The following is a 20,298-nucleotide window of genomic DNA, read 5'->3' on the forward strand; positions in this document are numbered from 1 at the left end:
CGGTTTACTTAGCCGAAGCTCGCGCCTGCACGACAAAATCGCGTACCGCGTCTTCCATTTTCAACGTGCCCAGAGATTGTCCGTGAAACTTCACCGTGACTTCGCCCGAATTCGGAATGCCCGTCAACTCTATGCTCGTAGACTTGATCGAGTACGAACCGTCTTCATTATCCACGTAAGTCGCCTCGCTGGCTTCTCCGGCCATCGCCTTGAACGCCTGCTCCTTAAGCTCCTCCGTTACCTTGCTTCCGATTGCGCCCAGCTCATCCGACACTTTGGAGCCGACTTCTTTAATCTCGTCGACGCTTATTCCCCCGTAGGTTACGATGCCGATAACGATCGCCGCGGCCAAAATCCATTTCAGCACGGTTTTTACCAACTTCATAACGATAAAAATCGCAACGATGGCTACCGCCACGATCACCCAGTTGTCTTGTATAAATTGCAGCCAAGCATCCGTATCGAAACTCATGAACTCTCCCCCATCAACAATAGAACTCGATTATCGCAATGACCCTATTATACCGTAATGCAAATCCCCCCGTAAACGACCGTCATATCCCAGACAATTGGCACGTACAAGTAGGATAAGCCGCGGATGCGGACGAGGGGTACCGACTACCCCAATACGAGGAGGTAGCGGACTATGAAAACCGCCGTCTGGCTTTATTTGTTTTTGTTCGTCGCATTTTTCGATTTGCATGCCCAATACCCTATGCTGACCCCGTTCGCCGTATCCCTCGGCGCCGCCCCTTCCTTCATCGGGCTCGTCATGGGGATGTATTCCTTGACCCATCTTCCCGGCAACCTGATCGCCGGCGTCGCGGTCGACCGGTTCGGCAGCCGCTTGTTCATCTCCGCAAGCTTGATCGGCGCCGGTATCCTCTTGCTCTTCCAGGCTCGGGTTACGGATCCTTGGCAGCTTCTATACATTCGCTCCATTAGCGGATTCGTTCTCGCCTTCCTCTCTCCGGCTTGCATGTCGCTTCTCGCGAGGTTGGCCAAAGATCACATTCACCAAGGCAAGCTCATGGCCGGCAATGGACTTGTCCATACGATCGCGTCCGTCGTTTCTCCGGCGGCCGGTGCTTATTTAGCCGCGACGATCGGTTTCAGCCAATCGTTCGCCATGCTAGGCTTAATCCTCTTCTTAACCGGAGTATTCTCTCTCTGGTTCGTGAAGGATGCCGCCCGGACGCCTCGGGAAATCGAAGCGGACAAGAAAACGCAGATCGGCCCTCAGACTACTCATAACGAACAAACAAGCTCTCAAGAAGGGACTCCCGCGCGTCTTCCATGGACAATCTTCTCGTTGCCTGTCGGCCTCGCCTGCGCTCAGGGGATATTGGCCTTCGAGTTGCCTCTTCGCGGAACGGACAGCGCGACCATAATGAGTACGGGCATTTTGTTCTCGATTGTAAGCCTCGGCGCTCTTGTCACGCTAGGCTTGTTGTTCCTGAACCGCTATTTGCCCTACTTGAGAACGTTGTTCGGCGTCCTTATGCTTGCCATCTGCTACTATGGCTTAGCTTCCGGTTGGTCCGTTCCGTTGTTGGTGCTGTTATTCGCTATCGGGATGGCAAAAGGAGTAATTTTTCCGGCGATGACATCCTTCCTCCTGCAGCTAAGCGGACCGACCCGATATGGAAGAACGTTCTCGTTGTTGTCGATATCCTTATCGATAGGTTCGTTCATCGGTCCAGTCGCCGCCGGAGCGGTAAGAGAGCATTTTTCCCCCTACTTTCTTTCCTTTCTCGCCCTGATGCTCTCGCTGGCGTTGTTGTTCCCTCGCCCTACGTTCCGGGACAATTGGAATCCTAGGGCTCCGCTTCCTTTGCATCACGAGAATTAACGCCAATGAACGTCTACCGCCTCATCTGGGTATTCGCACACGTCAATCCCTCGTTATAGGCATATGATGCATGGTAGTAGCCTACGCCCTCAACCCGGTGCGGATCCGAAAAAGGGCTCAATCTCGAGGCTGCTAAAGCGGGGTGGCGAATATGTCCCAAAGCGGAGCTGGCGGATATAATATAACAACGACTATCATGCTCGTTTTGTTCATTTTGCTCGTAATCGCATGGCGTGCCTGTTAAGTCGGCTCCCTTGCATGCGGCTCGGAAGGGCCGCTTTGTTGTTTATTTGAGCTTGCTTCCGATTGTTGCTCGCTGAGACTAGAGACAAGCCCACTGCCGATACGGATGTTCATTCCGCTAAAAAACGACATGATCGTGGTACAATAAGGAGCAGAGGTGTAGAAAATTCAATCGGGGTGATTCTCTATGGACATAGCCATCATCGTTGAAGGCAAAAACGACAAAAGCCGTCTCTCTCGCGTTCTCTCTCCCGAAATCCCCATCCACTGCACTTTCGGGACGCTGAACACGAACCGGATCGAAGCGCTCCGCAAAGCTGTCGGCGATCGGCACGTCTACCTGTTCACCGATCCCGACTCATCGGGACGCCGGATTAGAGGAATGTTGCGGGAGGTATTCCCCGACGCCGAACATATCTATACGCGAAGAGGCTATAGCGGGGTGGAAGGCACTCCCGAAGAGTATCTCATCCAACAATTGGAGAAGGTAGGCCTTGAACAGTATATTTTATATCCCGACCAGACTATCGGATGGCCTTAATGTCCACAAGGTGGAAATAGCACAAGATCAGGGTTGTCCGCATGACGGCCCTGATCTTGTGCGTATTAAGGGTATCCGCTAAGCCGCCGTCCCCTCATGCGAGGCTTGCGCACCTCGACGAAGGCACTTTTTTGGCCTTCGCAAGAATTCTCATTCTCGTTACAATCCAATCCCGTCCCGCGCGTCAAAAAAACCGCTTCATCCCTCCGCGGGCGGGAGAATGAGCGGCTTTTGCTTAATAATCGAATAATTACAGCAAGCTCTTGATCTTCTTAGCCATATCGCTAGGGCTTAGATTGTCTCCGCCCTCTTCGATATAGTCGTTGGCGGAAATCCAGTCGCGAATTTGCCCGTCCTTGTCGAGCAGCACGATCAGGTTCATGTGACCGAAATTGCCTTGAGCGTCTTTCGTAACCAGAATCTGATACTTACGCGCCAATTCTGCCGTTTCTTTCTCGTCTCCCCGCAGGAACTTCCAGCCCTTAGGATCCGCATCGAAGCGTTCCGCATAGTCCTTCAGCGCTTCCGTCGTATCGTTATTCGGGTCGATCGTCACCGAGAGAAACTGAACCTCGTCTCCGAAAACTCCGTCTTCCTTCAGTTCATCTTGTACTTGGGACATCAAGAACGTGGTCGGCGGACATACGTCAGGACAATTCGCGAAGAAGAAGTACAACAGCCTAGCTTTGCCGTTCGTGTTGGCCAGCGTCACGTTCTCGCCGTTCGTATCCGTATAAGAAAACTCAGCCCCTTGGCCCTGCAGAGGCAACTCGCCCTCTTTGTTCTGCTGCGCGAGTATAAAATATCCTAAAACCAAACATAGCGCGAGCACAATCAAAGAAAAACCATACCGTTGTATCCACGGCTTCTGCGGTCTTGCCGCCGCGCTCGCGAGCTCCGCACTCTGATTGACGGATACGTTGACTTCAACTTGCGATTGTTCATCCTTTTGCTGATCCATCCGACTTTACACCCCTTGCGTATTCAAAATCATCGTTAAAAACATAACCATCAAGTAGTTAATCGAAATCATGAAGTCCGCTTTCGCCCACTTCTCGTCATCTTTGGCACGTAAGCCCGAAACCGCATGAATAAACCATACTACCGCAATCCCGACGGACAAGATAAGAAAATAAATCCCCACATAATCGTAGTAATACATCAAAACGGATGCCGGTATTAGCAGCAAAATATACGGAAGCATCTGCCATTTCGTGCGAGTGACTCCCTTGACGACCGGAAGTAAAGGAAACCCGGCTGCCCTGTACTCTTCCTTGCGTCTGATGGCCAGCGACCAGAAATGGGCCGGCTGCCACAAGAACAAAAGGCAAACAAAATCCAAGCTCCTTCGTCGACCGTGTTCGTTACCGCGCAATACCCGATGACCGGCGGCATGGCGCCGGATACTCCTCCGATCGAAGTACTCCAAGTGGAGCTGCGCTTAAGCCACATCGTGTAGATCACGACGTAGACGAACATGCCGAGCAAGCCCAGCCATCCCGAAAGCACGTTGACCAAAGCGAATAACACGATTAATCCTATTGCGCCCAGCACGATCCCGTACATAAGCACGAACCGAGGCGTCATCCTGTTCTGGGGAAGGGCGCGATCGCGCGTTCTTTCCATTTTCATATCGAGTTCGCGATCTAAATAATTATTGAAAACGCACGCGGAAGCCATCGTTAACGCGGATCCGACGAGCATCCACAGCAGGGTCCAACTAAAAATCGTATCCCATTCCCACTTGGACGCGACCCAGAAACCGCCGAAAGCCGCGATTAAATTCAACCGGATAATACGTGGCTTCGTTAAAGCCACAAGATCTTTAAGCACGGAGTTCCTCCTTTATGCAAACACAGCGGCATAACCTGACGTATGATCCATGATACCGCAAATCTTCAAGCATTGACAATGTTCGCCTCCCCGAGTTCATCAAATCGCCACCACCTGTGAACAAGGTGCGAACTCCCCCTAAATTCCCCATCATTACCCAGTCACACAATTCGGGCTGCCTAAATACACTGTATTGCGACAATCGCCTAATGCCAAAACGAACGACATGGGCGACTTGTTAATGGAAGGTGGCATGGGATTTGGCCGTTATTAAGGCAACTAGCGGGCAAGTCAAAATGTTGGCCCCTTATGCGGTGCAAAAAACCTTATTCCAAAGCGCCCGAGACCAAGATATCCGGTTTTGCCCCGTCCGCCGCAGATTGTCCATCCGTTTATTAATTTAAGGGAGGATTTACAAAATGTTAAACAACAACAAAATGGCTTGGCCTTCTTATCCGCAAAATCAAGTCCAAAGCTCGATGATGCCGATGTCCATGCCAATGCCAATGCCAATGCCAATGCCGATGGGCGCACCTGCCGCAAACGCAATGCCCAATATGACGATGATGCAAGGGACGGTTCCGCCGCCCGTCACGGGCGGCATTCCGGTCGCGCCCGGGGCAACGACGCTGCCGGCGCCGGTCGTCGAAGAATCGTATGTAGAAAACATTCTTCGCATGAATTTAGGAAAAGTCGCGACCTTATATATGACTTATGAGAACAATTCCGAGTGGAACGCCAAAATATTCAAGGGCGTGCTGGAAGCGGCCGGCCGCGACCACATCATCATAAGCGATCCGGTAACCGGCAAACGTTACTTACTGCTCACGTTGAATTTGGATTACATCACGTTCGACGAGCCGATCAATTATAATCTTCCGTTCGGTTCGATGCCTACCCGTTAATCCTTATCGGACGGAAGGTCCAAATTCTAAGCCCTTCCTTCCCTCCTTTTACCCATTGCTCCATCTCTATCCAGGAACGTCCTTCGCGACGTTCCTTTTCGCATTTTACGGCTTCTTCCTCGGTGCCGACGCGTTGAATTTCCACGAATACTCCGGGCTGCGCCGTATTTTCGGCGATTTGGACTTCCAGCCATCGCTCTGGTTCGGCGTGAACCCATGACATGTAGGCTTCCCGATGCCGTTCCGGTATGACGTATTCACAAAAGACGATCATGGCTTAATGCCTCTTTCCTTCATATTTTGTCGGCAAGACGTCCATACTGAAACAAAAAGGGGGCTGAGCAAATGGACACCGGCACGCATTTCGTGTTCGGCCTTGGATTGGGCGGACTTGCGATGGTCGATCCCGTCATCACTTCGCACGCGTATGGCCCCGTCGCCATCCTTATCGGCACGATCGCAGGATCGAACGCACCGGATCTCGATGGCTTGTTAAGGTTCAAGAGCAATGCCGATTATATCAAAAATCACCGCGGATTGTCCCATTCTTTCCCGGCCATTATCGGTTGGGCCGCATTGATAACGGCTGCCGTTTCGCTTTTGTTCCGGAATATCCCTTGGTGGCACATCGGATTCTGGGTACTGCTCGCCGTTGTCGTTCACGTTTTTTCCGATTTGTTCAATTCTTACGGAACGCAGGCTTACAGGCCGGTCAGCAAACAGTGGTCGCCTGGAATATTATTCATATATTCGACCCTTTTATTTTCTCAACCCATTTGCTTGCTATCCTGCTGTGGATATCGGGAATCGTTCCGCCGCAGGTCGTCTTTCCGGTACTCTACGTTCTGCTCGGCGTCTACTACGGTTGGAGAACGCTCGTTCATCGGAGATTATCGCGCAAAATCGCAAAGCTGGATCCCGAAGGTCAAGCAGGCGATCGTTATACGTTGCTTCCGACCGTATCGTTGTACCGATGGAATTTGGTAAGAACATCCCCGGACTGCACGTATAGCGTCGGAGAATGGGATCACGGCCGGCTCAAATGGGTCGACGCCATGATGAAGTGCGACGAACACCCCGCCATCGAAGCGTCCAAGCAACACCAGGACGTGCAAGCTTTCCTAAGCGTCACACCGTTTCCCTGCGGGCACGTAAAGCCGCAAACTTGGGGGTACGAGGTGAGATGGGTGGACGTTCGTTACCGTTACCGCAGACAATACCCGTTCGTAGCCGTCGTGCTAATGGATTTGAACTACGCTCCGTTACAATCTTACGTAGGATGGCTAAGCGATGAACGGTTGGAAAAAAGGCTTCGCATGAATACTTACTAAGTTCAAGCGGGATCGCCTCATGCGGCTTCCCGCTTGACGCTTGACGTTTGGCCTCCGCAAGCGCACAATATGAAAAGCCCGAGGGCAAGCCCCGGGCTTTCGGTGCTGGACGCAATGTCCTTAGCGACCGGATAGTTGTTGCTCGGCGATTTGGACGAGTTTCTTGGTGATATAACCACCGAGGGAACCAGCATCGCGGGACGTTACGTTACCGTAATATCCGTCCGCTGGAATCTGTACGCCTAGAGATTGAGCGGCTTCCATCTTCATGCTTTGCAGTGCTGCTCTTGCTTGAGGTACGACTAGCTGGTTACGGCTACCACTTGAGTTCGACGCCATGAGTAAATTCTCCCTTCGTCTAGATGATTGGTTTGCAAGCTTGCCAACTTAGTATGCTAGATACGAAGGAAAATATGCGAGGTGAAATCATGAGTAAAACTTTGTCGCTTTTTTTTGCGCTTTGTTCGGTTGCTTTAATGCTCGCGACCGCTTTTTCTCTCAGCCACAACGGCTGGCTCGCGCTATTGTTCGGTATACTTACGCTTGTCGTGACGGGCATAGGGTTCGTCGTCAAAGCAAAGATAAGAAAAAAAGCTTCGAGCTCTTAGCGCTTACCGGAACCGCGGCAAGAAGCCCATGGCGTCCTTCGCCGCTTTCAGCGTAGCCTCCGCCACTGCGGATGCGCGTTCCGATCCTTCGCGCAGGATTTGATGGATTTCGCCGGAAGAACGAATGTCCGCGTATTTCGTTTGCAGAGGCTCGAGCGCCTGAACGACGACCTCCGCCAAATCTTTCTTGAACGCGCCGTAGCCCTGACCGTCGTAAGCGGCTTGAACCTGCTCGAGCGTCTGGCCGGAGCATTGCGCGAAGATGGTCATCAAATTGCTGACTTCCGGTTTATTCTGCACGTCGTAAACGATTTCCCGGCCCAGATCCGTCTTGGCGCGGGATATTTTTTTGCGAATATCGTCCGGTGTGTCCAAAAGTGAAATATAGCTTCCTACGTTCGGATTGCTCTTGCTCATTTTTTTCGAAGCATCGTCCAAAGACATAATTCTTGCCCCGACTTTCGGAATGAACGGCTCGGGAATGACGAACGTCTCTCCGTATCTATGATTGAAGCGCCCCCCCAAATCGCGGGTAAGCTCCAAATGCTGCTTTTGGTCTTCTCCGACGGGTACCAGGTTCGCGTTGTACACCAGAATGTCCGCGGCCATCAGCGACGGATAGACGAATAAACCGGCGCCGACCGCCTCCTTGCCTTCCGATTTATCCTTGAATTGAGTCATGCGTTCCAATTCGCCCATATAAGTCATCGTCGTCAACAACCAGCTGAGCTCGGCATGCGCCGTAACGTGGGATTGCATGAATATAGCCGCTTTGGCCGGATCCAACCCGGCCGCGATGAACAGGGCGGATACGGCTTCGCTTTGCTCGCGAAGGGCCGCGGGCTCCTGCTGCACCGTTATCGCATGCAGGTCGGCGATCATGTAGAAACATTCATGCTCGTGCTGGAGCGCTACGTAATTTTTCATCGCGCCAATGTAATTTCCGAGAGTCAGTTTACCGCTTGGCTGAATGCCCGATAGAACGCGTTGTTGCTTGGACATGGTCTCGAACCCCTTTTTATCGTAGTTTTAGAAAACAAAAAAAGCCTTCTCCGCAAGGGACGAGAAAGCCGTGGTACCACCCTTATTCGTACCGCGACAAAGCCGTCTCGCGATACCTTAAGCTCCTGTAACGGGGAACAGTCGGAGAGCATAGGACGTGCTGGGACTGAGGGGAAAATCCTCACCTGGGGCGCGTCGTTTCGCTCCCGGCTCCAAGATCCATTCCGCAAGGCAAGCGTACCGGCTTCCAGCAATCACCGGCTCTCTGGGAGCGCTCCATCCAAGCGTACTTGTTCTCTTCAACGCCGAATATACTTGATTTGTTAACCATTATACCCCTCGCGTTAGCTTTGTCAACCATTCGAAATGCGAAAAATCAGCATCATTTGGTAGTTCTGATAGACCGTTGGTCAAGCATACGATATTATAATCGTAACAATTACTATTGGGAGCAAGGAAGTGAAAACGTGCCTAATGTACTCATGCGATTAGCGACGGGAGCGGCTACTGTCGGCTGCGCTGCTCTTTTGGCCCTCATTTTTTTCGGCAGGGATATTTCGCAATGGAACTTCGATTCGGCGAAGCTGCAAAATTTTAAAATCATATTTTTAAGCATTCTTCTCGAAGCGCTGCCTTTTCTTCTGATCGGGGTGTTTATCTCCGCGCTTCTGCAATCGTTCGTATCGGACAAACTCATTCAGAAGCTGACTCCGCGCAACCCCGTTGCCGGCGTGCTGTTCGGAAGCTTGCTCGGCATCCTGCTCCCCCTGTGCGAATGCGGGATGATTCCTATCGTGCGCCGGCTCATCCGTAAAGGACTTCCGGCATACATAGGCATTATTTATATTATTGCCGGCCCCATCATTAACCCCGTCGTATTCGGCGCGACATTCGCGGCATTCCGGACGAATAAGGATCTCGCTTACTCGCGTTTTTATTTGGCGTTCGCGGTATCGGTCGCGATAGGCATGATTCTGTATTATTTTTTGAAAAAGGACCCTTTGAAGCCCGATCGGCACACTACTCATGAACATCATCACCATCATCATCATGACCATCATCATCTCGGACATGAACAGCAAAGAAGCGCGGTCAAGAAGCTTGCCGATATTCCTGCGCACGCGGCGGAGGAATTTTTCGATATGGGCAAATATTTGATTCTCGGATCGCTGATCACGGCGCTGCTGCAAACGCTCATTACACGAGCTTCCTTCGCCTCCGTCGCGGATCACGAGCTGTTATCCCATCTTTTCATGATGGGCTTTGCCTATGCGTTATCGCTGTGCTCGACTTCGGACGCTTTCGTGGCAGCATCGTTCAACGGCATGTTTCCGCCCGCCGCGCTGCTCTCTTTCCTCGTTTTCGGACCGATGATCGATTTGAAAAACACGTTGATGATGCTGGCGGTGTTTCGCAAAAAGTTCGTGTTGAAATTCAGCTTGCTGATCGCGTCGCTCGTGCTGCTCGGTTCTATCCTATTCGAGCGGCTGGGAATCGTATAGAAGGAGGTCTCCCTTATGAACAACCATAACCATGACCATAACAATCATCATAACCACAGTCACGACCACAACTCCGTCTCAACGTCCGTCCACTATTTGGCGAGAGCGCTGCTTCTTGCCGGATTTGCTTTTTTTATCGTCTATCTTGTCCGCACCGGGCATTTGGATCTCTACATCGCCAAGCGCATGCAATTCATCGTGAAACTATCCGCTTTGGGATTATATGCGGTCGCCGCCCAACAATTGTACGCGGCAATCCGAGGCTGGTTCGAGAAAAAAGCCGACATGCCGAGCTGCGATTGCAACCATGAGATGCCTTCGACTTGGGGCAAAAGCTTGCTGTTATACGGATGGTTCGCGTTCCCGCTGCTTATCGGATTCACCTTGCCCGACGGCATGCTCGGCAGCAGCATGGCCGCCGTCAAAGGCGTTCAGTTCGCGCCGCAATCGATCGCTAGTTCTTCGTATAAACCCGCCCCCGCCAGCCCAGCGGTGCCTACTAACGAACCTGTTGCAACCGATGAGGCACTTTCGAAGGTTCCCGAAAAGATACCGGCTCTGGATGAGCCGCGTCCGATGCTACGGAGGAGACTATGGAGGAACCCGCGATCGAAGCTACGGATGAATTCATGGAAAGCTACGCTAAATTCGGTAAAAAACTCGTCCGGCAAAACGTCGTAAAAGTAACGGACAAGCAATTCATCGAAACGTTAACGACGATCGATTTATTTCGAACCGCTTTCGTCGGCAAAACAATCGAGCTAAGCGGGTTCGTCTATCGAGAGGAATCGATGGGCGATACCCAATTCGGCGTCAGCCGGTTCGCGATCAACTGTTGTTCCGCCGATGCTTCTCCTTACGGCATGATGGTCAACTACGATAAAGCGAACACCCTCGAGACGGATGAATGGGTGACCGTGTCCGGGAAACTCGGCACAACCGCGTACAATGGCATCGAGATCATCCAACTCCAAGTAGACAAAGTCGTCAAAATCGCCCCGCCTGAGGATCCCTACGTTAGCGCGGACCTCGATTTCGGATTGGAGTAAGCCCGATATTTTATTAATGGAAACGTTTCCGTTCAATGCATAGCCCATCCAAATTCGACCATACTAGCTTCAAAAGGAGGTGAGCGATAGTGGCATCGCGTTCACGCAGCAGTTCCCTCGTCGTTCCGCAAGCCGCTCAGGCGCTGGAACAGTTGAAATTCGAAGTCGCCCAAGAGCTTGGTATCGTGCTTTCTCAGGACGGTTACTACGGCAATCTGCTAACTAAGGAAGCCGGCTCCATCGGAGGACAAATTACCCGCAGGCTCGTACAGATGGCAGAGCAGCAACTCGCCGGACGCCTGGGTCGGTAACGATAATAAGTTTACTAACAATTCAAAAAATCCGGCGCCCCTCCGAGGAGAATGCCGGATTTTTATTATGTATGAACTTTATTCGTTGGAAGCTCCCTTTCGGTCGCGCTTCTTCGGAGAATAACGGAACATCAGGTTTGCCATGTTGTAATTCGACTCGAATTGAACGCTGACGAACACTTTGCTTTGTTTCAACACGAAATCGTATGAAATTTCTCCATGCGTCCAGCTGCTCTTATGCTTAAGCGCTTCAACAGCCAATTTCCTTAGCGTAAGTACCTGATCGGAAGATAAACCGGAAGAGCCGCGCTCTTGATCGATGCAATCAACGGGTAAATGACGAATTCCGAATCTCCCGACCGAATCGTCTCTTATTTGCAACACGATCGTGCCCGCGGTCATTCCTTTCAATTCCGCTCCCAATTTTTCCAAAGCTACATCCACTTGACGAGCTAAAGAAATACCCTCCAAAGTCATCATTTTCCTCCTTTTTGCTTATCAAATCTGGTTACTAGGCATAAGTAATTGCGACTTCGGACTCATTATAATTGAATATTTTGAAAATTTCAATGTTTTTGTATAATTATGGTTTATTTTGCAATCCTTTGTGCCCTTTCGTCATCTCGATATCGGCACGCGGTGCCGTTATTTGTGCCTCAGCCCGGCGTGTTCGCCATTATTGCTATTGCGGCACGCGGTGCCGTTATTTCCTCCTTCCGCCGGGCTTTCGCCCATATGGCGGCACACCGTGCCATTATTTCCTCCTTCCGCCGGGCTTTCTCTCATATAGCGGCACGCGGTGCCGTTATTTCCTCCTTCCGCCGGGCTTTCGCTCATATAGCGGCACGCCGTGCCGTTATTTCCTCCTTCCGCCGGGCTTTCGCTCATATAGCGGCACGCCGTGCCGTTATTTCCTCCTTCCGCCGGGCTTTCGCTCATATAGCGGCACGCCGTGCCGTTATTTCCTCCTTCCGCCGGGCTTTCGCCATATAGCGGCACGTGGTGCCGTTATTCCCTCCTTCCGCCGGACTTTCGCTCATATAGCGGCACGCCGTGCCGTTATTTCCTCCTTCCGCCGGGCTTTCGCCCATATAGAGGCACGCGGTGCCGTTATTTCCTCCTTCCGCCGGGCTTTCGCCACTATGGCGAAAAGCAGAAACCTTCAGCCCCGCTTAGGGACTGAAGGTCTCTCGTTCTTAATCCTTTAATCGCATAGTTCCACGAACGCTTCAACGTCGGAGACGACTTTGGCGACAGCCTCTTGCCAAAATTGCGGCTGTTCCAAATCAACGCCTAAATGACGCGCCCCCAGCTGCTCCACGGTCATAATACCGGTATCCCTTAGCAAGTCGTCGTATCGTTTGCTGAACGAAGCGCCTTCCCGTTCGGCGACGGCAACTAATCCCGTACTGAATAAATAACCGAACGTGTACGGGAAGTTGTAGAACGGAACATCGGTTAAATAAAAGTGAAGCTTAGAAGCCCAGAAGTGCGGATGCCAGCTTCCCAAAGCTTCCCCGAACGCTTCCTTCTGCGCCTCTACCATCAGTTCGCTCAGATCGGAAGCTTCCAGCATGCCGGCCGCGCGACGCTCGTAGAACCGCGTCTCGAACAAAAATCTAGCGCGTATGTTCATGCAGAAAGCAACGGCTCTCTGCAACCGATCGTCGAGAAGCGCCAGCTTCTCTTCCTTGCTTTCCGCTCTGCGGAGCAGCGCATCGCCCACGAGCGCTTCCGCGAAGGTCGACGCGGTCTCGGCGACGTTCATCGCGTAGTCTTGGGCGAACGACGGCAATTCCTCGACCAGCGCACCGTGATACGCGTGCCCAAGCTCATGCGCCAAAGTGGATACGTTACCCGGGGTACCGGAGTAAGTCATGAATATGCGGCTCTGGCGACTGAGCGGCAAGCTCGTGCAGAAGCCTCCCGGCCTTTTCCCCGAACGATCCTCCGCCTCGATCCATTGATCTGCGAAAGCAGTCCGGGCGAGCTTCGCCATATCCGGAGAAAATTGTTCGAAAGCGTCGGTTATGATTTGCGCGGCTTCCCCATATGGGATTTTGGCTTGACTGGTTGCGATCGGGGCATCCACATCATGCCAAGCCAGCTTCTCCTTGCCGAATCGGCGAGCCTTCAGGGCCAAGTAACGTTTCAGCGGTTCCAAGCCGCCTTCAACGGCCGACCACATCGCATCCAGAGTTGCGCGGCTCATTCGGTTCATTCTAAGCGGTTCCCGAAGCGGGTCGTTCCAGCCTCTCATCCCATACAGCTTAAGCCGGAAACCGGCTATCCGATTTAACGTATCCGCGCCCAGATCCGCATGGCCTGCCCAAGCTTCTTCCCACTTAGCGGCCATGGCATCCCTAACCGCCGGGTTCGGGTCGTCTAGCTTGTTGGCGGCTTGGCCTACGGATAATCGCAAAGTTTCGTTATTTTCCTCCCAGGGGATCGAAATTCGCCCGACTACGGTATTATAATGCTCTCCCCATCCGTGGTACCCGTCCACCGCCAGCTCGCTTGCAACGGCTTCCAGAGCCGGAGGAAGCTTCTCCTTCGCGGAATCCCGCCGTTCATTCAGCGGGAACGAGATGGCCGATCTTGCGGAGTGACCGCTCCACTCCCGCCATAACGCGTCCGGCACTTCCGCGAGCTTGGCATCGTACAGATCCGCGGCTTGCTTAAATCGGGCGGACAGCGTCTGAATCCGTTCCGTCCAAGCTACCGCGCGTTTGTCTCCCATATCCTGCGAAGTCAAACAGGAGACGAAAGAGTCCGCTTCCCTTAAGCGAGAAAGCGCGATCTGAAGCTTCTCCGTCCACTCCGTCAACTGTTCGACGTCCGGGGAACTTGCTCCGCTATCCCGCAATTCCTTCAGCAATTCCGCACACAGCGTCTCCGTATCCCCAACGAATTCCGAATATTTCGACGACGAGGAGCCGCCCGGGAAAAGCGTCTCCAGGTTCCATTTCAAAGATAAGTCCTTGTTCATTTTGTCACCTCTTCGTTTATTGCACAGGGCAATCCCCCTGTTGTATGTTTATATACGTGAAAGGGGACTTGTCCATGATACCTTTAAACAATAGTTTGCCCTACGATATCGTCAGGAATGACGTCTTCGCCCAAGAATGCCCTTACTGCCGCAGCGCTAACGTGCTTCTTCCGTTAAAGCCAGAAGACGTTAAGAGGCTCTACGGAGGAATCCGCAAGCTTACGCTCGTCTTTCCTTGTTGCCACGGCACCCTCCGGATCATCGACGCGGATCAGGACTATTTGTTGGCCAACCGCCAAATTCGCGGATAATAAACCTTAATGCGCTTTTATGTACCGCTTTGCTGCATTTCCTCCGGCAGCTCGAGACCTTGTCCGGTCATAATCTCGCGAATATGCTGCCACTGTTCGCGGGATGCGCGAATCATGGCGGCATCCACGATTTTTTTGTCTTGGATGACCCTTCCGAACCATCTCACCGCTTCCTTGAAATTGTCTAACCGCTTGTTAAGCTCCCCGATCAAGTACATTAAGCGGGCGTTGCTGATCGAATCCCTCTCCGACTCGTAAACCCGCACATAAGCATCCAACGCGAATTGAATGAATCGGTCCTCTTGCTCCTTTTTCCCTTCATAACGGTAAAGCCAAGCAATATGGTGCAGCAGCGCGGCGATAACCCGATCCTTCTCTCCGATCGCTTGAGCCGTGATCAAACTCAGCTTGTAACACTCCATCGCCACGGATGCAGTCCGTTCCATGCCATAATCCTTATACTTCCATTGACTGCCCAGCTTCTCATAATAAGCCGATCTTTGCTTGTCGTTGATTCGTTCCGCGAAATGCTCCGTCGTTGCGAACCCGCAGAAGGGGCAGACCCTTACGACATAGAAGTCGGGGTTCACGGTTTTGAAGTACGAGCAAAAATCGGTATCCGTCTTCACGGCTTTCTTCAAGCTGGGCCGGACCCGCGACGTTTGAAAGCTTTCATCGCAGCAGATGCACTTCACTTTAATTTGAAAAAGCGGCTCCATGTGACGGCCTCCTTAATCGGCTGTAGAATCTGATTCGGTATTGACGAAATGGTTAGCCGGACCCGACAATCTTTCGATCGTCAGCTTCCGAAGCGGCTCCGGAACGGACGTCTCGGCAAGCGCCGCGGACATGCACTCCAGCCATGCCGCCGCTCTTTCGGGCGTAATCGCGAAGGGCATATGGCGCGCTCGCATCATCGGATGCCCGTATTGGTCGGAATAGAGAGACGGTCCGCCTAGAAACTGGGTTAAAAATAAATATTGCTTCTCCATGACCGGAAGAATGTCTTCGGGAAACAGCGGAGCTAACAAAGGATGGGCTTGTACTTTGGGATAAAACCTGGCGACCAAATCGCGAATCGCTTCGGCGCCTCCAAGCGCATCGTAAAGAGTGGCGTAATTAGACAAGATGTACCTCCTATGATGAGAACACGTCGGCAGCGATATGTGCCCGTGGCTTCTTCTCGGTTTGGGCATAAAGCCCTATGCAGAAACTTCTCCAAAACATGTCTATTATACCACAATCACAACCGCAGACTTGCTCTTAAACACAAAAATCGCCCGTGACGGGCGATCTAAATCGGCAACCTGCCGATAGGGGATATAAGAACTTACATCTCTTCCTCCGGGCTAACCAAAGACTCTCGAATGACATATACGAAAGCGCATACAATTAATCCTGCAACGATTCCCGCCATTCTCATCACTCCAACCTCGATGAATTTGACTTTCGCTGTTTCTTCTTTATTGCTAGTTCTATTGTAGCACAGTCGCACGCAAACTTCACGAACTTTTTGCAAGCGGTTACATGTAAACATTTGTCTTTTTATGTCGTGCGGAAAGATTGTCCGAGCCCTCACATATATTGGCATTAGGAAAGTAGTGAATGGAGGAGACGAAATTGGAAAGGTTGCGGAATACGGATGAGAAACCGTCCCGCCGATTGACGCTGATTAGCGTGTTCGCAATCGGGGGGACTTCTTTGTTAATAGGTTGTTTAGCCATAACGGATACCCAGGCCGCATTGAACGCCTCATTGAGGGGAGTATCCGTGTGGTGGGAAGTGTTGTTTCCCGCTTTGTTTCCTTTCTTCGTCCTGTCCGAATTGTTGCTCGGATTCGGAATCGTTCATCTGGCGGGCACGTTGCTGGACCCCTTCATGCGCCCGTTGTTCAGGTTGCCGGGAGTTGGGGGATTCATCGTCGCCATGGGTTTCGTATCCGGTTACCCCGTCGGCTCTCGGCTTACCTCGCGCATGATGGAACAGAAGCTGATCACGCGGTCGCAAGGCGAGCGTTTGGTCGCGATGACGACGACCTCGGATCCGATTTTCCTTATCGGAGCCGTATGCATCGGCTTTTTCGGCAGCCTCCAAGCCGCCCCCGTTCTCGCCGTCGCCCATTACAGCAGCGCCTTGCTGTTAGGAATAGGTTCGCGCTTTCAATGGAATAAGACCGAGCCCGAAGCGGAAGCGGGAGTCGTTGAACCCTACCCCGGAAATCGATTTAGGGCTGCCCTATCCGCTATGCATAGGGCGCGCATGGCGGATGGCCGGCCTTTCGGCGTTTTACTTCAACAATCGCTTCAATCCTCCCTCTCCCTCATGATGATCGTCGGCGGGTTGGTCGTTTTTTTCTCGGCTACTTTGGATCTATTGGTTAATAGCGGGCTTTTATCCTTGTTTCGCGATTCGATATCCATGCTGCTTCAGGGAGTCGGACTCTCTCCGAACTTATCGCCCGCGTTTATGAACGGAATGTTCGAAGTCACCCTCGGGGCGAAAGCCGCTGCGGCTGACCGAACAATCCCTCTCGTCGATCGCATCGCCGTAGCCGCCTTCGTCCTCTCTTGGGGAGGATTGTCCGTGCATGCGCAGGTTGCCGGGTTGATGAGCCGCACCGCTTGGCGCTATCTTCCCTTCGCGCGGGCCCGGTTGATGCACGGGCTCCTCGCCATGCTGATCGTCTACCTCATATGGCCATGGTTTCACGTGGAGGAGAATTCCGAATCAACCCTTTTCGCATGGTCGTCCGGCACTTTATGGACGAATAGCGGGGCAAAGTTCGACGGCGCCTTCATCCCGCTTCTATCCGGTATCCCTATCTTATTGTTGCTGATACTCGGTTCGATCGTCATCGCGGGCACGATCGCGATCGGTATAGGCAAAATCCGGATGAAGGCGCGCAAGGATTGAATTCGCTATCGTTATTGTTTATGATCAAGTCATGTTCTTCGTACATAAAGTGAAGGTTCGAACAGGGATATAGTCGGAAGGAGCGGCCAACTTTGAACTATGCATTGCTTGACCGGGGAGACCGATTATCCCGGGCACTCTCGGAGGAGTTTCACGCTTTGGCGAAAGCCAAAGGATTCACGATCAATGAAGACTCGCCGGAAATCGTCGTATCGATAGGCGGGGACGGTACCCTTCTGCAAGCTTTCCATCGATTTAAGAACCAGCTTGAACAGGTATCTTTTATCGGTATACATACCGGTCATCTCGGGTTTTACGCGGATTGGAAGAAGGACGAGCTGTCCGAACTATTGGACTTGATGGTGTCATCGGAGCCCCGTAAAATTCAATATCCGCTGTTGCACGTCGAGATTGCCAGCACTGCCGGAAAAACGGAATTTCTTGCGCTGAACGAATTTACGCTAAAAAGCGTCGACGGCACTTTGGTATCCGCCGTTCATATTAACGACGAGCCATTCGAGATGTTCCGCGGGGACGGAATCGTCATTTCGACCCCTTCGGGAAGCACCGGTTATAACAAAAGTCTCGGAGGCGCGGTCATCCACCCTTCGCTAGAAGCGTTGCAAATCGCGGAAATCGCGTCCATCAACAATCGCGTATACCGGACGCTAGGCTCTTCGGTGATTTTGCCTAAGCACCATCATTGCGACATCGTGCCGGACCCGGAAGAGGAGCTGTTCATCGGCATCGATCACCTCGTCATGCAAATGTCCGGCGTAAGCTCCATCACGTGCAAGGTGGCGGACAGCAAAATCACTTTCGCTAGGCATCGCCCTTTCCCTTTCTGGAATCGCGTTAGAGAAGCTTTTATCGGCTCCGTATAACCGTTCCGTCCAACAATAAACGGCCATCCGCATAATTGCGGGTGGCCGTTTGCACGTCATATTGTTTATTCTCCGGATCTGGGCGAACCGGCTTCCGGGCGAGGAGCCGCTCCGTTAGGCCGGTTATTCGGCTTGCCGCCGAAGCTCTTGCGGCGACGGTTTTTCCCTTGCCAGCGATTGTCGTTACGAGCGCCTTCATTGCGGGAGCCTTCGCCGCGGGAACCTTCGTTACGGAAGCTCGGGTTGCCGGACTCCGAAGTCCGGTTGTCGTTCACCGCTCGGTTAGCCTGTTCTCCGCCTTGCGTCCGCGGTCCTCTTGGCGGGTACGACGGCTTGTTCGAAGCCTGTCCACCGCCTTGTCCTTGCTGCTGAGGACGGCGATCCCCGTAAGAGGAGCCGTTCGCGGACCGGCCCTGTTTATTCGGGTTCGAACTATCGTTCCCTTGCCTGGATGGTCCCCCGCGGGATGACGAGGACGAGCCGGAGGCATTGGCATTCGCGTTAGCGCTCGCATTGCGGCGTTCGGCGTCCGCGGCCGCTCTCGCAACGGCCGATACGGTAATATTCGGAACGCGAACCGGGCCTCCCGCCCGTTCCTTAAGCGGCCAACGCATAATCGGTCCGCTTAGCGCAGCGGCAGTCTCGGCGGCCTGTTCGCCCGTTTCGTTCCGGGCTACGATCGCTTCCGGCGACTCCTCTTTGGAGATTTCCACGCCCGGAGGCAGAGCGTTGCTGTCCAATTTGGACAGCACGAAATGAGCGCAGCCGAAATTGCAATATTCGTTAATGTAATCGACAAAGCTGGAGATGGCGCTTTCCTTAGTCGCTCTAGGATGCCCGTCCCGATAAAACCCCCGAAGACGTAACTGGTTGTAGCCCCAATCTCCGACGATATAATCGAATCGTTCCAATACTTCGCTGTATCTCTCGCGAAAAGCTTCCGGATTCCATCCGCTTTTATATTCGTGCACAAGCGAAAACGCGTTGCCTCCTGCCATGAAGATCATGATAGGCTCTCCTCCCGAACACTGTTCGTTCTTGCTTCAGCCGATTTAACCTGCTCGTGCGCGTGATAGGAGCTGCGTACGAAAGGAGCTGATTCCACGTGGGAAAACCCGCGTTTCAATCCTTCCTCTTTCAATGCAGCGAACTCGTCCGGATGTACGTAACGAGCGACGTTCAAATGCGATGACGAAGGCTGCAAATACTGACCCAAAGTCAAAATATTGCAATCCACCGCCCTCAGGTCATCCATCGCCTGAAGGATCTCCTCGTACGTTTCCCCTACCCCCAGCATAATACTCGACTTCGTCGGGATGTTCGGCTTCATTTCTTTGGCGCGCTTGATTAACTCAAGCGAACGAGGATACTTGGCCTTAGCCCGAACACGGTCCGATAGGCGGGCTACCGTCTCGATATTGTGGTTGAGAATATCCGGATTGGCGTCCATCACGATCTGCAACGAATCGCGATCGCCCAGAAAATCAGGGATAAGAACTTCTACGCTGCAAAAAGGAAGCCGCTTGCGAATCGCCTTTACGGTAGCCGCGAAAATCGAAGCTCCTCCGTCCTTCAAGTCGTCCCTGGCAACGGAAGTGACGACGCAATGCTTCAACCCCATTTGCTCGGCGGCTTCCGCCACTCTTTCCGGCTCTTGCAGATCGAGCTCAGTCGGCAATCCCGTTTTGACCGCGCAAAACCGGCACGCTCGCGTACAAAGATCGCCCAGTATCATAAACGTCGCCGTGCGATTAGCCCAGCATTCATATATATTAGGACAACGCGCTTCCTCGCAAACCGTATGAAGCGTCTTGCTCCGCATCACTTGTTTAAGCTCCTGGTATGGCTCGCCCGTGGTCAGCTTTATCTTCAGCCAATCGGGCTTGCGCGGTTTCGCGCTAGTCGTCATCGTAATTCCCCTCTTTCTGTCCTTCTTATTATAGCATGATTCGGATAAAAACCAATGATCTGTAAACCCTACATCTACATGTCGACAACGAGGGAGGAGTTACGTTGCTTACCTT

The 20,298-nt window shown here is 52.5% G+C and carries 24 protein-coding genes and 2 pseudogenes; 13 read left to right on the top strand and 13 right to left on the bottom strand.

Annotation, left to right across the window (positions count from 1 at the left end):
* Positions 1–4: 4 nt before the first annotated feature.
* Complete coding sequence (locus FPL14_RS06610) at positions 5–472, bottom strand: hypothetical protein (RefSeq protein ID WP_182302267.1); 468 nt, start codon at positions 470–472, stop codon at positions 5–7.
* 174 nt (positions 473–646) lie between these two features.
* On the opposite strand from FPL14_RS06610, the gene FPL14_RS06615 reads away from it, so the two are divergent.
* Together FPL14_RS06615 and FPL14_RS06620 are read left to right on the top strand one after the other, a co-directional pair.
* Positions 647–1,852 (top strand): MFS transporter, encoded by a 1,206-nt coding sequence (locus FPL14_RS06615; protein ID WP_182302268.1) that lies wholly within the window; start codon positions 647–649, stop codon positions 1,850–1,852.
* Positions 1,853–2,282: 430 nt separating this feature from the next.
* Positions 2,283–2,636 (top strand): ribonuclease M5, encoded by a 354-nt coding sequence (locus FPL14_RS06620; RefSeq protein WP_182302269.1) that lies wholly within the window; start codon positions 2,283–2,285, stop codon positions 2,634–2,636.
* Positions 2,637–2,886: 250 nt separating this feature from the next.
* On the opposite strand, the gene FPL14_RS06625 is transcribed toward FPL14_RS06620, so the two are convergent.
* Both FPL14_RS06625 and cyoE read right to left on the bottom strand, forming a co-directional pair.
* Positions 2,887–3,597 (bottom strand): SCO family protein, encoded by a 711-nt coding sequence (locus tag FPL14_RS06625; protein ID WP_182302270.1) that lies wholly within the window; start codon positions 3,595–3,597, stop codon positions 2,887–2,889.
* 6 nt (positions 3,598–3,603) lie between these two features.
* Positions 3,604–4,469: pseudogene (cyoE, locus tag FPL14_RS06630) on the bottom strand (heme o synthase).
* Between the two features lie 419 nt (positions 4,470–4,888).
* Between cyoE and gerQ the strand changes: the two are divergent.
* Positions 4,889–5,374 carry a spore coat protein GerQ gene (gerQ, locus tag FPL14_RS06635; RefSeq protein WP_407644646.1) on the top strand — a complete coding sequence of 162 codons (486 nt, stop codon included), beginning with the start codon at positions 4,889–4,891 and terminating at the stop codon, positions 5,372–5,374.
* Here the strand turns inward: gerQ and FPL14_RS06640 are convergent.
* Positions 5,364–5,648 (bottom strand): hypothetical protein, encoded by a 285-nt coding sequence (locus tag FPL14_RS06640; protein WP_182302271.1) that lies wholly within the window; start codon positions 5,646–5,648, stop codon positions 5,364–5,366. The two genes, gerQ and FPL14_RS06640, sit on opposite strands and share 11 nt — an antisense overlap.
* Before the next feature lie 71 nt (positions 5,649–5,719).
* Here FPL14_RS06640 and FPL14_RS06645 point away from each other — a divergent pair, with 71 nt between their 5' ends.
* Entirely contained in the window at positions 5,720–6,361 is a 642-nt protein-coding gene (locus tag FPL14_RS06645; protein WP_182302272.1) for a metal-dependent hydrolase, read from the top strand.
* Positions 6,322–6,705 (top strand): hypothetical protein, encoded by a 384-nt coding sequence (locus FPL14_RS06650; protein WP_182302273.1) that lies wholly within the window; start codon positions 6,322–6,324, stop codon positions 6,703–6,705. The genes FPL14_RS06645 and FPL14_RS06650 overlap by 40 nt, the downstream gene beginning before the upstream one ends.
* Positions 6,706–6,825: 120 nt before the next feature.
* Here the strand turns inward: FPL14_RS06650 and FPL14_RS06655 are convergent, their stop codons facing one another.
* Positions 6,826–7,044 carry an alpha/beta-type small acid-soluble spore protein gene (locus FPL14_RS06655; RefSeq protein WP_182302274.1) on the bottom strand — a complete coding sequence of 73 codons (219 nt, stop codon included), beginning with the start codon at positions 7,042–7,044 and terminating at the stop codon, positions 6,826–6,828.
* An 89-nt stretch (positions 7,045–7,133) separates the two neighbouring features.
* On the opposite strand from FPL14_RS06655, the gene FPL14_RS06660 reads away from it, so the two are divergent.
* The gene (locus FPL14_RS06660; RefSeq protein ID WP_182302275.1) at positions 7,134–7,313 is read left to right on the top strand and encodes a DUF5325 family protein; all 180 of its coding nucleotides are present in this window, start codon (positions 7,134–7,136) and stop codon (positions 7,311–7,313) included.
* Positions 7,314–7,316: 3 nt separating this feature from the next.
* Here FPL14_RS06660 and trpS read toward each other — a convergent pair whose 3' ends face one another.
* Positions 7,317–8,315 carry a tryptophan--tRNA ligase gene (gene trpS, locus FPL14_RS06665; protein ID WP_182302276.1) on the bottom strand — a complete coding sequence of 333 codons (999 nt, stop codon included), beginning with the start codon at positions 8,313–8,315 and terminating at the stop codon, positions 7,317–7,319.
* Between the two features lie 467 nt (positions 8,316–8,782).
* On the opposite strand from trpS, the gene FPL14_RS06670 reads away from it, so the two are divergent.
* The 4 genes from FPL14_RS06670 to FPL14_RS06685 all read left to right on the top strand — a co-directional run bounded on the left by FPL14_RS06670 (position 8,783) and on the right by FPL14_RS06685 (position 11,177).
* A complete protein-coding gene (locus FPL14_RS06670) occupies positions 8,783–9,817 on the top strand; it encodes a permease (protein WP_229263809.1) in 1,035 nt (344 codons plus the stop codon).
* A gap of 15 nt (positions 9,818–9,832) precedes the next feature.
* On the top strand, positions 9,833–10,498 hold the full coding sequence (locus FPL14_RS06675) for a DUF1980 domain-containing protein (RefSeq protein WP_182302277.1): 666 nt from the start codon (positions 9,833–9,835) through the stop codon (positions 10,496–10,498).
* Entirely contained in the window at positions 10,447–10,866 is a 420-nt protein-coding gene (locus FPL14_RS06680) for a TIGR03943 family putative permease subunit (RefSeq protein WP_182302278.1), read from the top strand. Before FPL14_RS06675 ends, FPL14_RS06680 begins: the two co-directional genes overlap by 52 nt.
* A gap of 86 nt (positions 10,867–10,952) precedes the next feature.
* Positions 10,953–11,177 (top strand): alpha/beta-type small acid-soluble spore protein, encoded by a 225-nt coding sequence (locus FPL14_RS06685; RefSeq protein ID WP_324617925.1) that lies wholly within the window; start codon positions 10,953–10,955, stop codon positions 11,175–11,177.
* A gap of 78 nt (positions 11,178–11,255) precedes the next feature.
* Here FPL14_RS06685 and FPL14_RS06690 read toward each other — a convergent pair whose 3' ends face one another.
* The 3 genes from FPL14_RS06690 to FPL14_RS06700 form a co-directional block, all read right to left on the bottom strand.
* Complete coding sequence (locus FPL14_RS06690) at positions 11,256–11,657, bottom strand: O-methyltransferase (RefSeq protein ID WP_182302280.1); 402 nt, start codon at positions 11,655–11,657, stop codon at positions 11,256–11,258.
* Positions 11,658–11,822: 165 nt separating this feature from the next.
* Entirely contained in the window at positions 11,823–12,176 is a 354-nt protein-coding gene (locus FPL14_RS06695; RefSeq protein ID WP_182302281.1) for a hypothetical protein, read from the bottom strand.
* Between the two features lie 205 nt (positions 12,177–12,381).
* Positions 12,382–14,166, bottom strand: coding sequence for a M3 family oligoendopeptidase (locus FPL14_RS06700; protein ID WP_182302282.1), 1,785 nt, complete (start codon positions 14,164–14,166; stop codon positions 12,382–12,384).
* Between the two features lie 74 nt (positions 14,167–14,240).
* On the opposite strand from FPL14_RS06700, the gene FPL14_RS06705 reads away from it, so the two are divergent.
* Entirely contained in the window at positions 14,241–14,477 is a 237-nt protein-coding gene (locus FPL14_RS06705) for a hypothetical protein (RefSeq protein WP_182302283.1), read from the top strand.
* 17 nt (positions 14,478–14,494) lie between these two features.
* Here the strand turns inward: FPL14_RS06705 and FPL14_RS06710 are convergent, their stop codons facing one another.
* Both FPL14_RS06710 and FPL14_RS06715 read right to left on the bottom strand, forming a co-directional pair.
* Positions 14,495–15,196, bottom strand: a complete 702-nt coding sequence (locus FPL14_RS06710) for a DUF2225 domain-containing protein (protein ID WP_182302284.1) — start codon at positions 15,194–15,196, stop codon at positions 14,495–14,497.
* A 12-nt stretch (positions 15,197–15,208) separates the two neighbouring features.
* Positions 15,209–15,604, bottom strand: coding sequence for a globin domain-containing protein (locus FPL14_RS06715; protein ID WP_229263810.1), 396 nt, complete (start codon positions 15,602–15,604; stop codon positions 15,209–15,211).
* Between the two features lie 478 nt (positions 15,605–16,082).
* On the opposite strand from FPL14_RS06715, the gene FPL14_RS06720 reads away from it, so the two are divergent.
* Positions 16,083–17,390 carry a nucleoside recognition domain-containing protein gene (locus FPL14_RS06720; RefSeq protein WP_182302286.1) on the top strand — a complete coding sequence of 436 codons (1,308 nt, stop codon included), beginning with the start codon at positions 16,083–16,085 and terminating at the stop codon, positions 17,388–17,390.
* A gap of 92 nt (positions 17,391–17,482) precedes the next feature.
* Entirely contained in the window at positions 17,483–18,274 is a 792-nt protein-coding gene (locus tag FPL14_RS06725) for an NAD kinase (RefSeq protein WP_182302287.1), read from the top strand.
* A gap of 65 nt (positions 18,275–18,339) precedes the next feature.
* Here FPL14_RS06725 and FPL14_RS06730 read toward each other — a convergent pair whose 3' ends face one another.
* Together FPL14_RS06730 and lipA are read right to left on the bottom strand one after the other, a co-directional pair.
* Positions 18,340–19,281: a YutD-like domain-containing protein gene (locus tag FPL14_RS06730; RefSeq protein ID WP_182302288.1), complete on the bottom strand. Its 942-nt coding sequence runs from the start codon at positions 19,279–19,281 to the stop codon at positions 18,340–18,342.
* Positions 19,278–20,231: pseudogene (gene lipA / locus FPL14_RS06735) on the bottom strand (lipoyl synthase); the annotation flags it as partial. The pseudogene lipA and the gene FPL14_RS06730, both read right to left, overlap by 4 nt.
* Between the last annotated feature and the right edge of the window lie 67 nt (positions 20,232–20,298).

Source organism: Cohnella cholangitidis (genome assembly GCF_014107495.1).
GTDB lineage: Bacteria > Bacillota > Bacilli > Paenibacillales > Paenibacillaceae > Cohnella > Cohnella cholangitidis.

Bases quoted from the DNA above. Each gene is read 5' to 3' on its own strand.
- FPL14_RS06690 (WP_182302280.1), bottom strand. From the start codon at position 11,657: ATGATGACTTTGGAGGGTATTTCTTTAGCTCGTCAAGTGGATGTAGCT.
- FPL14_RS06640 (WP_182302271.1), bottom strand. From the start codon at position 5,648: ATGATCGTCTTTTGTGAATACGTCATACCGGAACGGCATCGGGAAGCC.
- FPL14_RS06680 (WP_182302278.1), top strand. From the start codon at position 10,447: ATGGAAAGCTACGCTAAATTCGGTAAAAAACTCGTCCGGCAAAACGTC.
- gerQ (WP_407644646.1), top strand. From the start codon at position 4,889: ATGTTAAACAACAACAAAATGGCTTGGCCTTCTTATCCGCAAAATCAA.
- FPL14_RS06645 (WP_182302272.1), top strand. From the start codon at position 5,720: ATGGACACCGGCACGCATTTCGTGTTCGGCCTTGGATTGGGCGGACTT.
- FPL14_RS06675 (WP_182302277.1), top strand. From the start codon at position 9,833: ATGAACAACCATAACCATGACCATAACAATCATCATAACCACAGTCAC.
- FPL14_RS06615 (WP_182302268.1), top strand. From the start codon at position 647: ATGAAAACCGCCGTCTGGCTTTATTTGTTTTTGTTCGTCGCATTTTTC.
- FPL14_RS06660 (WP_182302275.1), top strand. From the start codon at position 7,134: ATGAGTAAAACTTTGTCGCTTTTTTTTGCGCTTTGTTCGGTTGCTTTA.
- FPL14_RS06655 (WP_182302274.1), bottom strand. From the start codon at position 7,044: ATGGCGTCGAACTCAAGTGGTAGCCGTAACCAGCTAGTCGTACCTCAA.
- FPL14_RS06720 (WP_182302286.1), top strand. From the start codon at position 16,083: ATGGAGGAGACGAAATTGGAAAGGTTGCGGAATACGGATGAGAAACCG.
- FPL14_RS06620 (WP_182302269.1), top strand. From the start codon at position 2,283: ATGGACATAGCCATCATCGTTGAAGGCAAAAACGACAAAAGCCGTCTC.
- FPL14_RS06705 (WP_182302283.1), top strand. From the start codon at position 14,241: ATGATACCTTTAAACAATAGTTTGCCCTACGATATCGTCAGGAATGAC.
- trpS (WP_182302276.1), bottom strand. From the start codon at position 8,315: ATGTCCAAGCAACAACGCGTTCTATCGGGCATTCAGCCAAGCGGTAAA.
- FPL14_RS06700 (WP_182302282.1), bottom strand. From the start codon at position 14,166: ATGAACAAGGACTTATCTTTGAAATGGAACCTGGAGACGCTTTTCCCG.
- FPL14_RS06730 (WP_182302288.1), bottom strand. From the start codon at position 19,281: ATGATCTTCATGGCAGGAGGCAACGCGTTTTCGCTTGTGCACGAATAT.
- FPL14_RS06625 (WP_182302270.1), bottom strand. From the start codon at position 3,597: ATGGATCAGCAAAAGGATGAACAATCGCAAGTTGAAGTCAACGTATCC.
- FPL14_RS06610 (WP_182302267.1), bottom strand. From the start codon at position 472: ATGAGTTTCGATACGGATGCTTGGCTGCAATTTATACAAGACAACTGG.
- FPL14_RS06710 (WP_182302284.1), bottom strand. From the start codon at position 15,196: ATGGAGCCGCTTTTTCAAATTAAAGTGAAGTGCATCTGCTGCGATGAA.